Genomic DNA, 13,872 nt, shown 5'->3' on the forward strand with positions numbered 1-13,872 from the left:
AATGGAGACTCGGTGGAGGGATCGGACTGGTCGGCCGCCGACGGCGACGTGGGCTTGGCCACACCGCAGCCGCAGCCGATCAGTTCCCGACGGATCGCGGGTCCTTACCAAGACAGGTCAGACCGCAGACGGGTGGAGTGACACATGACCCAGGCAGCGCAGGCTCCGGCGCAGGGGACGGGCGACGAGGAGTTCTCCCGACTCACCGAGCCGTTCCGCCGCGAACTTCTGGCGCACTGCTACCGCATGCTGGGCTCGACGCACGACGCCCAGGACGTCGTCCAGGAGACCTACCTGCGGGCCTGGCGCGGCTTCGCCGGTTTCGAGGGTCGATCGTCGCTGCGGGTCTGGCTGTACCGCATCGCCACCAGCGCCTGCCTCACCACACTGAAGCACCGCAGTCGACGGGTCCTGCCCTCCGGGCTGGGCCCGTCGGGCGACCCGGACCAGCCGTTGACGGTGGCCGGCCCCGACGTCGCCTGGGTCCATCCGCTGCCGGAGGCGGAACTGCCCGGCGCGGATCCCGCCACGATCGTCACCACCCGCAGCAGCGTCCGGCTCGCCCTGGTGGCGGCTCTGCAATATCTTCCGGCCCGACAGCGGGCCGTACTGATCCTGCGCGACGTGCTCGCCTGGCACGCCTCCGAGGTCGCCGACCTGCTCGACACCACTACCGACGCGGTCAACAGCGCGCTCGCGCGGGCCCGCGCGCACCTGGCTCGCACCGGCCTTACCGAGGACATGTTCACCGAACCGGTCGATCCGGCCGACCGGCTGCTGCTCGACCGGTACGCACGGGCCTTCCAGAACGCGGACACGGCGGCACTGCTACAGGTGTTACGCGAGGACGTCACGATGGAGATGCCGCCACACCTCACCTGGTTCGCCGGACGCGACGCTGTCACTCGCTTCCTCGCCACGACCGTGTTCGGCCGCGCCGGCACGGTCCGCACAATTCCGGCGAGGGCCAACGGTCAGCCGGCGCTCGCCACGTACACCCGGAGCACCGCAGGGCTCTACCACCCGCACAGCCTCCAGGTGCTCACCCCCACCCGAACAGGCGTCTCCCGGATCGTCTCCTTCCACGACCCGAGCCTCTTCGCACCCTGCGGTCTCCCGCCGTGTGTCGACGAGACCGGCCGACCCGTCGCAGGACGGTAGTCCCGCCGGGCCGAGCATCCGTGGGAGGAGAAGCCGCCGGACCCTACGCCCCGGCGGTGTCGGCGACGGCCTGGGCGAAGACCTCGGAGCGGTGCTCGAAGTTGCGGAACCGGCCGTAGCTCGGGGCGGCCGGCGACAGCAGCACCACCCCGCCGGTCGGGGTGACCTCCCGGGACAGTCGCACCGCTTCCACCAGGTCGTCGACCAGTTCCGTGCGCACCTTCGGCAGGTTGGCCAGCGCCTCGACGATCCGCGCGCCGCTGTCCGGGATGCCGATGACGGTCAGCTCGCGCTCGGCCAGGTGCTCGGCCAACGGGGTGTAGTCCAGCCCTCGGTCGTTGCCGCCGACGATCACCGTCAAGGGCCGCCCGTCGTACGCGTCGATGGCGTGCATGGCCGCGTACGGGCTGGTGGCCAGCGTGTCGTCGACGAAGGTCAACCCGGACGGGTCGGTGATCTCGGTGAGCCGGTGGGCCAGCCCCTGGAACTCGGCGACGGCGACGGCGAGGTGGTCCTTGGCGGCCACCACGTCGACACCGAGCGCGTCGAGCACGGCGAGCGCGACGCAGAGGTTGCCCTCGTTGTGCCGGCCCACCAGGGGCAGCACGGCACGCGGGAAGAGTGGGTGGTCACCGAGGTGGAACCAGGGCGTGCCGTCCGCGCCGGTGGCGACGTGGGTGGTGTCGGGCCGGCCGGCCCGGGTCGCGGGCAGGTCACCCAGCTCGGCGGCGAGCCGCGGGTCGCCGCCGTTGACCACGATCGTCTGCGGGTCGTGGGCGAGCAGGTTGAGCTTGTCGCGGTAGTACTCCCGCTCGCCGCCGTGCGCGTCCAGGTGCTCGGGGAAGAGCGCGGTGACCACGGCGACCCGGGGCGAGTCGGTGAGGTCGCTGCACTGGTAGCTGGACAGTTCCAACACGTACAGCTCGGCGTCGGGCAGGTCGAGCGTGGGCACCCCGATGTTGCCGCCGAAGACGTTGGGTCGGCCCATCGCGGTGAGCAGATGGCTGATCAGGCTGGAGGTGGTGCTCTTGCCCTTGCTGCCGGTGACCCCGACGGTGCGGGCGGCGTGGTCGGCCATCCACAGGGCGGTGCCCTGGGTCACCGGGACGCCACGTCGCCGCAGCTCGACCAGCCACGGGTGGGTCTGCGGCACCCCCGGCGAGCGGACCACCACGTCGGCTGCGGTCAGCCGGGCGAACCCCGCCTCGCCGGTCACCAGGGGGGCCGCCTCGGCCAGCGGACCTTCCCACGGCAGCGACAGGAAGTTGGCGCTGTCGTCGACGGCGACCAGATCGGCGGGGCCGTGCGCCGCGATGGCGGTCACAGCAGCCCGGCCCTCCCGACCGGCGCCCCAGACGGCGACGGTACGTCCGCGCAGGTCAGACAGGCGCACGGGGCTCTCCTCGGGGGTCACGGCGGCGGCTGGCGGGGCCCGGTCCGGACACGGCCGGACGAACCAGGGCCTAGTATGGCGTGTGCCCAACGAGCAGCTCCGGCGGATGGACGCCTTCACCTTCCCGTCCTACTCGATCGACTTCGCCACCGGCGAGGTGTTGTTCGACTACGCGCTGACCGGCCCGGCCGGTGAGCAGCGGTTCACTGAGGTGATCACACTTCCGCTGCCGGCGGAGCCGCCGTCGGACGAGACGGTGGCGACCCTCGACCGGGTGCTGGAGGTGCTGCACCTCGTCGCCGGGGTCAGCTACTACAAGGCCGCCGCGCCTCCCCGGCTGGTGCTGCCGGCGCCGCTGGGCGCGGCCACCGTCGACTACGTCACGGCCGTCTACACCAAGGGCCTCGCCGAGTACGCGTACCGCAACGAGCTGCCGTACGTGCTGGAACTGCGTCCGGAGGTGCCGGCCGGCTCACCGGAGTCGCCGCGCGTCTACGACAACTCCGACCGTCGCCCGCTCTCGGCCGTCGGCGGCGGCAAGGACTCGATTGTGAGCTTGGAGGCGCTGCGCCGCGCCGAACTGGACCCGGTGCCGTTCTCGGTGAACCCGAACCACGTGATCGTCGCGGTGAACGAGGCGTCCGGGCTGACCGCGCTCGCCGCCCGTCGACGGATCGACCCGGTGCTGTTCGACCTCAATGCCAGCGGGGCGTTGAACGGCCACATCCCGGTCACCGCCATCAACTCCCTGATCGCGGTGGCGACCGCTGTGCTGCACGGGCTGGGCCCGGTGGTGATGTCCAACGAGCGCTCGGCGTCCGACCCGAACCTGATCTGGAACGGTCACGAGATCAACCACCAGTGGTCCAAGGGCGTGGAGGCCGAGGGGTTGCTGCGGGGGGCGCTGGCGGAGCACGCCGGGCTCACCGAGCCGTACTTCTCCCTACTGCGGTCGCTGTCGGAGCTGCACATCGCCCGGCTGTTCGCCGAGTTCACCCGGTACGACGACGTGGTGACCAGCTGCAACGCCGCCTTCAAGCTGCGTGACGCGTCCGAGCGCTGGTGCCGCAACTGCCCGAAGTGCCGGTTCGTCTTCCTGGCCATGGCGCCGTTCATGCCCCGGGAGCGGGTCACCCACATCTTCGGCGGGGACCTGCTCGCCGACCCGGACCAGATTCCCGGCTACCGGGAGCTGCTGGGCGTGGACGGGCACAAGCCGTTCGAGTGCGTGGGCGAGGTCGAGGAGTCGGTGGTGGCCCTCGGCCTGCTCGCCGAGCAGGACCAGTGGCGCGACGCCCCGGTGATCAAGGCCCTGGTGGAGGCGGTCCCCGCCACAGCCTGGTCCGCAGTGGCGCACACGGACGTCTTCACCCCCGGCGGCCCCAACCACATCCCCCCAACCTACGCAAAAGCCCTAACCGCCCTCTCCTAACCCACCCACCCCCACCCCACCCCCACCCCCACCCTCCCCCACCCGGCCTCCGCGCGGGCGCTCCGCCCCACTCCGCCTACTCCCGTTGATCAAGAGGTTTGCGTCAGGAAAGACGTCTTTCCTGACGCGAACCTCTTGATCAACAGGGCTGAGAGGGGGTGGGGTGGGGTGGGGGGGTGGGGTGGGGGGTCTGGGTTAGGGGGCGCGGACTGCTTCTAGGGCTAGGAGGGCCACGTGGAGGGAGAGGCTGGCCTCTACCGAGTCGAGGTCCACGTCGAGGATGCGGGCTATCCGGGCGAGGCGTTCGTAGAAGGCCGGTCGGGACAGGTGCGCGGCCGCCGCGCCGGCGGATTTGTTGCGCCCCTGCTCCAGGTACGCGCGCAGGGTGTCGAGGAGCCGCTCCCGGGGGTGCTGGGCGTCGTACTCCAGGAGCGGGCCGAGTTCCCGCTCGACGAAGGTCTGGAGTCGGGGCTCGTCACGCAGCAGGTGCAGCAGGCCGGCCAGACCCACGTGCGGCAGCCGGAAGACGGGCAGGTCACGCCGGTCCCGGCGGGCGGCCTCGGCGATCTGCCGCGCCTCCACCAGCGACCGCCGGGCCTCGCGCAGGCTGCTCACCCCGGACCCGGCGGCCACGAAGACCCCGACGGGGGCGTTGGACACGGCCCGGCCTGTGGCGCCGTCGAGGCGTACCCGACGAAGGGCCTCGGCGAACGCGGACAGCGCGCGGTCCTCGGCGGCCGGGTCGGTCAGGGCCAGCAGCGCGCCCACCGAGTTGTCGTCGACGGCGCTGGTCAGTGCCGTCAATTTGGCCTCCCGCAGCGCCTGGCCGACGGCCTCGGAGAGGTCGCGTAGCCGGGCCTGGCCGGCTTCGGGGCCGCCGTCCGCGGCAGAATCGTCGGTTCGGTGGCGGACCAGCACGCCGACGAGGTGCCGACGGTCCAGCGTCACACCGAGCGCCTTGGCGCGCAGCGCCACCTCGTCGACCGGCCGGGAGTGGTCGAGCAGGGCGGTGAGCAGGGTGCGGTGCAGCTGTCGTTCCAGCCCTTCGGCGTCGCGGCGGATCAACCGGCCCAGCGCGAGGGTGGACGCGGCCCGCTCGACGAGGATGCTCAGCCGATTGGGGGGAGCGTCGGTGGGCGCGTCGCCGCTCGCCGGCCAGCGCAGCAGCAGCCGTCCCCAATCCTGGCCCCGCGCGCCGACGACGGTCACCAGCCAGCCACTGTCCGGGTCGTACGCGGTCCGGCCGGCGGGCCGGATGCGCCGGGAGTGCTGCTCCCAGCCGTCCAGCAGCAGCTCCGCGCTCTCCCCCGCCGGGTCGTATCCGAGGACCTGCCGGGACAGGTTCTCCAGCACGACCGGGCAGCCGGACAACTCGGCGGCCTGCCGGATCACCTCGGCGGCCTCGGCGCCCTCGACGGAGAGGTCGGTGAACCGCTGGTGGATCTCCTCGGCGGCCCGCAGCTCGGTGAGCTGCGCGTCGACGATCAGCGCGTGCACGGCCTCGGTGATCCGCACGAACGGGGTGGCCCGGCGTAGCTCGACCAGCGGTAGACCGCGCCGTTCGGCGGCGGCGGTCATCACCCGGGGTACGCCGCTGACGTAGCGGCGGCCCAGTTCGACGACGAGTCCGGAGACGCCCACGTCGGCGAGGTCGCCGATGAACGCGCGCAGTCCCGCGTCGTCGGCCGGCAGGCCGATGCCGGTGGTGAGCACCAGTTCGCCGCCGCCGAGGAGGGTGGCGATGTCGGGGACCTCGGCGACGTGCACCCAGCGGACCGGCCGGTCCAGCCCGGCGTCCCCGGCGACCACCCGCGGGGCGCCGTGGCGGACCGGGTCCAGGGCCAGGACCTCACGCACGGTAGGGAACACGGCCGACACGCTACCGTGCGTGACCCCGGACCTCGGCCTGCCGGTACCGGTCAGTCGACGCCGAACTCCATGGCGGCGCGGTCGAGCGCCTCGTCCGCGGCGGTGGCGACGCCTCGGGAGGCGATGGCTTCCGCGCCGCCCTCCGGCATCGCGCCGATCAGTCCGGTGGAGGCTGCCTGTGCGGCCCCGATCATCCGCTCGCTTCCCGCGCCACCGACCATGCCGAGGGAGGCGTACTGCTCCAGCTTCGCCCGCGAGTCGGCGATGTCGAGGTTGCGCATGGTGAGCTGGCCGATCCGGTCCGACGGGCCGAACGCCGAGTCCTCGGTGCGCTCCATCGACAGCTTGTCCGGGTGGTAGCTGAACGCGGGGCCGGTGGTGTCGAGGATCGAGTAGTCCTCGCCCCGGCGCAGCCGCAGGGTCACCTCACCGGTGACGGCCGTGCCGACCCAGCGCTGCAACGACTCGCGCAGCATCAGCGCCTGCGGGTCCAGCCAGCGACCCTCGTACATGAGGCGGCCGAGGCGGCGACCCTCGCTGTGGTAGTTGGCCAGGGTGTCCTCGTTGTGGATGGCGTTGACCAGCCGCTCGTACGCGGTGTGCAGCAGCGCCATCCCGGGCGCCTCGTAGATGCCCCGGCTCTTGGCCTCGATGATCCGGTTCTCGATCTGGTCGGACATGCCCAGGCCGTGCCGGCCGCCGATGGCGTTGGCCTCCAGCACCAGGTCGACGGCGCTGCCGAACTCCTTGCCGTTGATCGTCACCGGGCGGCCCTGGTCGAAGCCGATCGTGACGTCCTCGGTGGGGATCTCCACCGACGGGTCCCAGAACCGGACGCCCATGATCGGGCTGACCGTCTCGATGCCGGTGTCGAGGTGCTCCAGGGTCTTCGCCTCGTGCGTGGCGCCCCAGATGTTGGCGTCGGTGGAGTACGCCTTCTCGGTGCTGTCCCGGTACGGCAGGCCGCGCTCGATCAGCCACTCGGACATCTCCTTGCGCCCACCCAGCTCGGTGACGAAGTCGGTGTCGAGCCACGGCTTGTAGATGCGCAGCATCGGGTTGGCCAGCAGGCCGTAGCGGTAGAACCGCTCGATGTCGTTGCCCTTGAAGGTCGAGCCGTCACCCCAGATCTGGACGTCGTCGGCGATCATCGCGCGGACCAGCAGGGTGCCGGTCACCGCCCGACCCAGCGGGGTGGTGTTGAAGTAGGAGCGTCCGCCCGAGCGGATGTGGAAGGCGCCGCAGGTCAGCGCGGCGAGGCCCTCCTCGACCAGGGCGGCGCGGCAGTCGACGAGTCGGGCGACCTCGGCGCCGTAGCTGAGCGCACGGCCGGGGACCGAGCCGATGTCGGGCTCGTCGTACTGGCCGATGTCGGCGGTGTACGCGCAGGGGACGGCGCCCTTGTCGCGCATCCACGCGACCGCGACCGAGGTGTCGAGGCCGCCAGAGAAGGCGATGCCGACACGTTCGCCGATGGGCAGGGAGGTGAGAACCTTAGACACGGGGAAGATTATTCAACAAGACGCATGATCATGCAAGCGGATCGTCGCGTCCCAGTTCCCAGAACGCCACGGCCGCCGCCGCGGCGACGTTCAACGAGTCCACTCCACGCCGCATCGGCAGGACCACCCGCACGTCGCTGGCCGCCTGCGCCGCCGCCGTCAGGCCGGGCCCCTCGGCGCCCAGCAGCAGCGCCGCCCGCTCGCGCTGCGCCGGGGTCAACCGCTGCATGGGTACGGCGTCCGGCGCGGGCGTCATGGCGAGAACGGTGAACCCCGCCTCCCGTACCTCGTCGAGACCGGCCGGCCAGCGGTCGAGCTTGGCGTACGGCAGCGCGAAGACCTCCCCCATGCTCACCCGCACGCTGCGCCGGTAGAGCGGGTCGGCGCAGGACGGCGACAGCAGCACCGCGTCGATACCCAACGCGGCGGCCCCCCGGAAGATCGCGCCCAGGTTCGTGTGGTTGTTGACGTCCTCGAGGATCACCACCCGGCGCGCGCCGGCGAGCACCTCGGCCGCCGTCGGCAGCGAGCGGCGGTGGAACGACGCCAGCACCCCCCGGTGTACGTGGAAGCCGGTGGCCCGTTGCAGCACGTCCTGGGTGGCGGCGTAGACGGGCGCGTCGCCGGTGTCCAGGTCGGCGAGCTGGTCGACGCGCTTGGCGTCGACCAGGTACGACCGGGCCGGATAGCCGGCCCGCAGCGCCCGGCGCAGCACCAGCTCGCCTTCGGCGATGAACAGGCCGTGCGGAGGCTCCCAGCGGGTGCGCAGCTCGACGTCGGTGAGCGCGCGGTAGTCGGCGATCCGGTCGTCGTCAGGGTCGGTGATCTGGTGGACGGGCACCCGACGATTCTGCCGGACGGCCGGCGGCCGTCCCGACGTCCGCCCGGCGGGGGTGTTTTGTCCGGTCGAGAAGGGGAACGACCGGTGGGGTACCGGACGCCACGGGAAGGACCAGCCAGGTGAGCGCAGAGCACACGGCAGCGGCCGAAGGGGGCACCCTGCCCCGCCGTCCGACCGTCGCGGACCACATCGTCTCCCGCCTGTTCAGCTGGGGCGTACGCCGGTACTTCGGCTATCCGGGAGACGGCATCAACGGCATCACCTCCGCCCTGCAACGCACCAACGAACGCGCCCAGTTCGTCCAGGTGCGGCACGAGGAGACCGCCGGGTTCGCCGCGTCCGCGCACGTCAAATACGGCGGCGGCCCACTCGGCTGCGCGCTGGTGACCAGCGGCCCCGGCGCCATCCACCTGCTCAACGGCCTGTACGACGCCAAGCTCGACCACCAACCCGTGGTCGCCCTGCTCGGGCACACGGCGGTCACCGCCGAGGGCGGCGGCTACTACCAGGAGGTCGACCTGCTGGCCCTCTACAAGGACGTGGCGGCGGCCTTCCTGGCCCAGCTCGACCACCCCGCGCAGGTCCGCCACCTCGTCGACCGGGCGTGCCGCACGGCGCTGTCCCGTCGGACGGTGACCGCGCTGGTGCTCCCCTCCGACATCCAGGACGAGCCGGCCGTCGTGGATCCCCCGCACGCGCACGGTTACTACCACACCAGCAACGTGCCGAGCAGTACGCCGACCGTCCCGCCGACGGCCGACCTGCGCCGCGCCGCCGAGGTGCTGCGCGGCGGCGAACGGGTGGCCATGCTGGTCGGTCAGGGCGCGCTCGGGGCCGAGGCCGAGGTACGCGAGATCGCCCACCGGCTCGGCGCCGGGGTCGCCACCGCGCTGCTCGGCTTCACCGTCGTCGACCATCGCGAGCCGTGGGTGACCGGCGCGATCGGGCTGCTCGGGACCCGGCCGAGTTGGCAGCTCATGACCGGCTGCGACCGGCTGCTGATCGTGGGCAGCAACATGCCGTACTCGGAGTTCTACCCGCCGCCCGGCCAGGCCCGCGCGGTGCAGATCGACCTGGACGGCACGCAGCTCGGCCTGCGGTACCCGACCGAGGTGAACCTGACCGGCGACGCCCGCCCCACCCTGCGGGCGCTGCTGGACGAGCTGGGCCCCGGCCCCGGGCCGACCGCCTGGCGGGCGGAGATCGCCGAGGCCACCTCGGCGTGGCGACGCGCCCAGCGCGACCTGGCCGGGCAGCGCGCCGACCCGGTCAACCCGCAACTGCTGTTCAGCACCCTCAGCGATCGGCTCCCCGACGACGCGATGCTCGCCGTGGACTGCGGCACGGCGACCGCCTGGTACGCCCGGCACGTGCAGGTCCGGCCCGGGATGCTGGCCAGTCTCTCCGGCACGCTGCTGTCCATGGGCGGCGCGATGCCGTACGCGCTGAGCGCGAAGTTCGCCCACCCGGACCGGCCGCTGATCGCGATGATCGGCGACGGGGCCATGCAGATGAACGGCGTCAACGAGCTGATCACGGTGGCGAAGTACTGGCGCGGCTGGGCCGACCCACGGTTCGTGGTGCTGGTGCTCAACAACCGGGACCTGGCGTTCGTCAGCTGGGAGCAGCGCTCCTCGGAGGGGACGCCGATGTTCCCGGACAGCCAACAGCTCCCGGACATCGGCTACCACCAGTGGGCCGAGGTGCTCGGGTTGCATGGTGAGCTGGTCGACTCGCCGGATCAGATCCCGGGCGTCTGGGACCGGGCGCTCGCCGCCGACCGTCCGGTGGTCATCAACGCGCTGGTCGACCCGGCCGAGCTGATGCTGCCGCCACACTTCACCGCCGAGCAGGCCCGCAAGACCGCCGCGGCGGTGCTACGCGGCGACACCGACTGGGCCGGCATCATCCGCCGCGGCCTGCCCGCGACGATCGCCAGCTACCGCCCCCGCCGCCGGGAACGCTGACCCACCCCCTCCCCCTCCCCCTTCCCCTAGCCCTCCCCCCGCGATCTTGCACTTTCGGTGGGGACAAAGCGCCATAGGGGCGGCGAATCGGCAACCGAAAGTGCAAGATCGCCGGGGATGGTGGGTGGGACGGGGTGCGGGCGAGGCGTCGCTAGTCGCGGTCCCCGTCGCGGCTAGCGCTGACCGGGCCGGACAGGGCTTCCCGCGCGGCTTGGAGGATCTCCGCCGACAGGGGCGTCTGGCCCGTCGCACGGGCCAGCGTGAGCGCACCGACCATCGTCGCGAGATCGACAAGCGCCACCCGACGGGCGTCGGGCCCGTCTCGGCCGGGCGCATCCTCGATGTCAGTCAATCGCCTGATGGTCTCCTGGACACCCTCCGCGTACGACGTCCGGAGCGGGCTGTCGGCGGGTGACCGGGCGGCGTCGGCGGCCAGCGCGGTATTGGCACATCCCGTGCCGGGTGTGTCGCGATGCTCGGGTGACAGGTAGTGCCGCAGCAGCGCGTTCCGCGCTTCCGACCGGTCGGGGAAATCGTCGGAGAGTTGGTCCAGCAGGGCCAGGAGTTCGCCGAAGGCCGTCGCGGCGGCGATGCCCAACAACTCGTCCTTCGAGCTGAAGTGCTTGTAGAACCCGCCGTGGGTCAGCCCGGCGGCACCCATGAGGTCCTGCACGCTCATGCCCGCCGCGCCGCGTTCACGGAGCAGCCTCGACGTGGCGGCCACCACTTCCTCGCGGTGCCTCGCCGCTTCCGCACGGGACGTCCTGCCCATCGCGCCCCCCCTCTCACCAGTCGACCCCCCAACTATAGAGGACGACCCTAATCCAAAACTTGCCGCAGCTGCGCGCCTCGGTTAGATTATGGGCGTCATCCAAAATTCGAGGACTGGAGGTCCCCATGAGCACCTACCTGATCAACCACCTGCGCATCCCTGGCGGCATCCCGAACGAGGCGGGGCTGTCGTACCTGGAGCAGGTCGAGGCCACCGTGCACCCGTACGGCGGCAAGTGGCTCGCCCAGGGCGACGTGGACGTGGTCGAGGGAGCCTGGCCCGGCTCCGTCGTCCTGATGGAGTTCCCCAGCCGCGCCGACGCCGAGAAGTGGTACAACTCGCCCGAGTACCAGGCGATCCTGCCGCTTCGGATGAACAACGCGATCTCGGACATCATCCTGGTCGACAGCCTGGCCTCGGACTTCACCGTCGCCGGTTTCGCCCAGCAGGTGCGCGCAGCGATCTCGGCAGCCTCGACCAACAACTGAGGCTGCGTCCGGTCACGTCGCCTCCGAGGTCACCGCCAAGCTCGGCAGTGACCTCTCAAGTGACCGACGCCAGCCAGCGGACGTGTGGAGAAAGCACGACGGCCCGGCTCGAAGCGAGCCGGGCCGCCGCTGGATCCGGGGTCAGCCCCGACGGTCGAGCCAGCGTTGCAGGGCCGAGAGCGGGTCCTGGTCCGGGGTGGGCTGCTGGCGTTCGGGGACGGCCGGGCGCTCCACCGGGCGGCGGGGCTCGCCGGCCAACTCCTTGCTGGGGGCGGTGAACGCCTTCTCCGGCTGGCCCTTCACGGCGGTGGCGATGACCCGCGCGACCGCGTCGATCACCTTGCTCTGCACCGCCGAACCCACCGAGTCGGTCGGGTCGTCAGGGTTGGCCGCGATGCCCGCGACGGCCACCTGCGGGGTGAAGCCGACGAACGTCTCGGTGGCGTTCTCCTCCGAGCTGCCCGTCTTACCGGCCACCGGACGGCCGTCGAGAATGTCGTTCACACCGGTGGCGGTGCCGCCGTTGCACTGCCCGTACGGCGACTGCTGGCCCACGGGGCAGCGGGCCGCGTCGGTCGCGGCGCGCGCCACGTCGGCGTCGAGGACCTTTTTGCAGGACGGCTCACCGACCGGCACCTTCGTGCCCTTCGCGTCGGTCACCGAGACCACCGGCACTGGCGTGCAGTAGGTGCCCTCGGCGGCCACCGTGGCGTACGCGTTGGCCAGGTCGAGGGGGGTGGTGGCAGCCACGCCGAGGGTGAACGATCCCCAGTTCGCCGCGTTGTTCTTGGCGAAGGCGGCGTCGGTGTCGGCGCGGAACGTGATGCCGAGCCGCTGCGCCATCTCGACCACCTTGTCCTGGCCCACCTGCTCGGCCAGCCACACGAAGTACGTGTTCACCGAACGGCCGAAGCCGTCCCACATCATCCGGTACCCGTCCATCCACGCCGGGTTGGCGTTCGCCGGGCACCACTTGCCGTCACAACTGCCCGGCCCCTCGGCCGGGTACCGGGTGGGCAGCTTGGCGGGGGCGTCGAACCCGGTGGAGAGGGTACGGCCCGACTCCAGCGCCGCGAGCATGGTGAACAGCTTGAACGTCGAGCCCGCCTGGTACCCGTCGACGCTGGCCCCACCGGAGATCAGCGGGTTGACGGTGTTGGGGTAGTTGCCCTGCCCGGCCGGGTTGTCGGCGAGGCTGTAGTGCCGGTTGACCGCCATGGCGAGCACCCGCCCCGTGCCCGGCTGGACGGCCGCGATCGGCAGGGCGCGCTTGTTGTCGTACCCGTAGACCTTGGTGGCCTGCTGCTGCGCGGTGGCCTGGATCTTCGGGTCGAGCGACGTGACGACGGTGTAGCCGCCCGCGCGCAGGGCCTGCTCGCGCTCGGCGGGGGTGGCGCCGAACGCCGGCTGGGTCAGCCACCACTGGCGCAGGTAGTCGCAGAAGTAGCCCCAGTCGTCGTGGCCCTGGGCGACGGCGGTGCAGCCGTTGGGCTGGGCGGTGGGGTGCAGCGCCAGCGGCTCGACCTTGGCCTGGGCGGCCTGCGCGGCGGTGATCGCTCCGGTGGCGACCATCGAGTCCAGCACGTACGACCGGCGGGCGAGGGCCTGGTCCTTGTCGCCGCTGATCGGGCTGTACGCGTCCGGGGACTGCACCAGACCGGCGAGCAGGGCCGACTCGGCGAGGGTCAACTGCGCCGGGGGCTTGCCGAAGTAGCGCTGGCTGGCCGCCGCGATCCCGTACGCGCCGGAGCCGAAGTAGGCGATGTTCAGGTACCGGCCGAGGATCTCGTCCTTGCCGAGGCTCTTGTCCAGCGCGCCCGCGTACCGAATCTCCTGGATCTTCCGACCGACGGTGGGGTCGGTCGCGGCGGCCCGCTCCTCGGCGGTGCGGGTGGGGTCGGTCTTGAGGACGTTACGGACGTACTGCATGGTCAGCGTCGAGCCGCCCTGCTCGGTGCCACCGCCCTTGACGTTTGCGACCAGCGCCCGGGCCAGGCCGCGCAGGTCCGCGCCACCGTGGTCGTAGAACCGCCGGTCCTCGGCCGCCACGATCGCCTGCCGCATCACCGGGGCGACGTCCGCCAACGCGACGTCCGTCCGGTTCACGTCGTAGAACGTGGTGAGCAGCGTCTTGCCGTCGTTGGCGTAGAGGTAGGAGCGCTGCGGCGTCGCCGGGGTGCGCAGCGCGTCGGGCAGCGCGGCGTACGAACTGAGCGCGGCGCGCGCGGTGAACCCGACCAGCAGGTTGCCCGGCAGCGCCGCGGCGGCCAGGACCAACCCGGCCAGCAGGCCGGTGAGCAGCAGGTTGAACAGCCGCGACAGCGGCGAGCGGGGGGCGGCCATGCAACCCAGGATTGCCACAAATAACGCCAACCGACCACCCCCTGTAGCCAACCTCACCCCAACTCCCCCACCCCACCCCACCCCACCCCACCCACCCCCACTGC

At 71.8% G+C, this 13,872-nt stretch carries 10 protein-coding genes; 4 read left to right on the plus strand and 6 right to left on the minus strand.

Annotation, left to right across the window (positions count from 1 at the left end; translation table 11 throughout):
• The first annotated feature begins 144 nt into the window (after positions 1 to 144).
• Positions 145 to 1,161, plus strand: coding sequence for a sigma-70 family RNA polymerase sigma factor (locus ACQP03_RS23865; RefSeq protein WP_357128159.1), 1,017 nt, complete (start codon positions 145 to 147; stop codon positions 1,159 to 1,161).
• A gap of 43 nt (positions 1,162 to 1,204) precedes the next feature.
• Here ACQP03_RS23865 and murD read toward each other — a convergent pair whose 3' ends face one another.
• Entirely contained in the window at positions 1,205 to 2,554 is a 1,350-nt protein-coding gene (murD, locus tag ACQP03_RS23870; RefSeq protein WP_357170923.1) for a UDP-N-acetylmuramoyl-L-alanine--D-glutamate ligase, read from the minus strand.
• Between the two features lie 82 nt (positions 2,555 to 2,636).
• Between murD and ACQP03_RS23875 the strand changes: the two genes are divergently transcribed.
• Positions 2,637 to 3,986, plus strand: a complete 1,350-nt coding sequence (locus ACQP03_RS23875) for a hypothetical protein (RefSeq protein ID WP_357128153.1) — start codon at positions 2,637 to 2,639, stop codon at positions 3,984 to 3,986.
• Positions 3,987 to 4,181: 195 nt separating this feature from the next.
• Here the strand turns inward: ACQP03_RS23875 and ACQP03_RS23880 are convergent, their stop codons facing one another.
• From ACQP03_RS23880 to ACQP03_RS23890, 3 genes are read right to left on the minus strand one after another with little or no spacing between them, the layout of a single operon-like run.
• Entirely contained in the window at positions 4,182 to 5,864 is a 1,683-nt protein-coding gene (locus tag ACQP03_RS23880) for a PucR family transcriptional regulator (RefSeq protein ID WP_433458569.1), read from the minus strand.
• Between the two features lie 41 nt (positions 5,865 to 5,905).
• On the minus strand, positions 5,906 to 7,357 hold the full coding sequence (argG, locus tag ACQP03_RS23885) for an argininosuccinate synthase (protein WP_357128147.1): 1,452 nt from the start codon (positions 7,355 to 7,357) through the stop codon (positions 5,906 to 5,908).
• A 28-nt stretch (positions 7,358 to 7,385) separates the two neighbouring features.
• Positions 7,386 to 8,198: a TrmH family RNA methyltransferase gene (locus tag ACQP03_RS23890; RefSeq protein WP_357128144.1), complete on the minus strand. Its 813-nt coding sequence runs from the start codon at positions 8,196 to 8,198 to the stop codon at positions 7,386 to 7,388.
• Positions 8,199 to 8,317: 119 nt separating this feature from the next.
• Here ACQP03_RS23890 and ACQP03_RS23895 point away from each other — a divergent pair, with 119 nt between their 5' ends.
• Entirely contained in the window at positions 8,318 to 10,165 is a 1,848-nt protein-coding gene (locus tag ACQP03_RS23895; protein WP_357128141.1) for a thiamine pyrophosphate-requiring protein, read from the plus strand.
• Between the two features lie 151 nt (positions 10,166 to 10,316).
• Here the strand turns inward: ACQP03_RS23895 and ACQP03_RS23900 are convergent, their stop codons facing one another.
• Positions 10,317 to 10,889 (minus strand): TetR/AcrR family transcriptional regulator, encoded by a 573-nt coding sequence (locus ACQP03_RS23900; RefSeq protein WP_357128138.1) that lies wholly within the window; start codon positions 10,887 to 10,889, stop codon positions 10,317 to 10,319.
• A 173-nt stretch (positions 10,890 to 11,062) separates the two neighbouring features.
• On the opposite strand from ACQP03_RS23900, the gene ACQP03_RS23905 reads away from it, so the two are divergent.
• Positions 11,063 to 11,425 carry a DUF1330 domain-containing protein gene (locus ACQP03_RS23905; RefSeq protein WP_357170913.1) on the plus strand — a complete coding sequence of 121 codons (363 nt, stop codon included), beginning with the start codon at positions 11,063 to 11,065 and terminating at the stop codon, positions 11,423 to 11,425.
• Positions 11,426 to 11,566: 141 nt separating this feature from the next.
• Here the strand turns inward: ACQP03_RS23905 and ACQP03_RS23910 are convergent, their stop codons facing one another.
• Positions 11,567 to 13,768, minus strand: a complete 2,202-nt coding sequence (locus ACQP03_RS23910) for a transglycosylase domain-containing protein (RefSeq protein WP_433458573.1) — start codon at positions 13,766 to 13,768, stop codon at positions 11,567 to 11,569.
• Positions 13,769 to 13,872 lie beyond the last annotated feature (104 nt).

The sequence above is a fragment of the Micromonospora sp. CA-248212 genome (assembly GCF_050948405.1).
In the GTDB taxonomy this organism is placed as follows: domain Bacteria; phylum Actinomycetota; class Actinomycetes; order Mycobacteriales; family Micromonosporaceae; genus Micromonospora.

What these genes read in the sequence shown, in the direction of transcription:
- ACQP03_RS23865 (WP_357128159.1), top strand. Translation starts at nt 145, where the DNA reads ATGACCCAGGCAGCGCAGGCTCCGGCGCAGGGGACGGGCGACGAGGAG.
- ACQP03_RS23905 (WP_357170913.1), top strand. Translation starts at nt 11,063, where the DNA reads ATGAGCACCTACCTGATCAACCACCTGCGCATCCCTGGCGGCATCCCG.
- ACQP03_RS23910 (WP_433458573.1), bottom strand. Translation starts at nt 13,768, where the DNA reads ATGGCCGCCCCCCGCTCGCCGCTGTCGCGGCTGTTCAACCTGCTGCTC.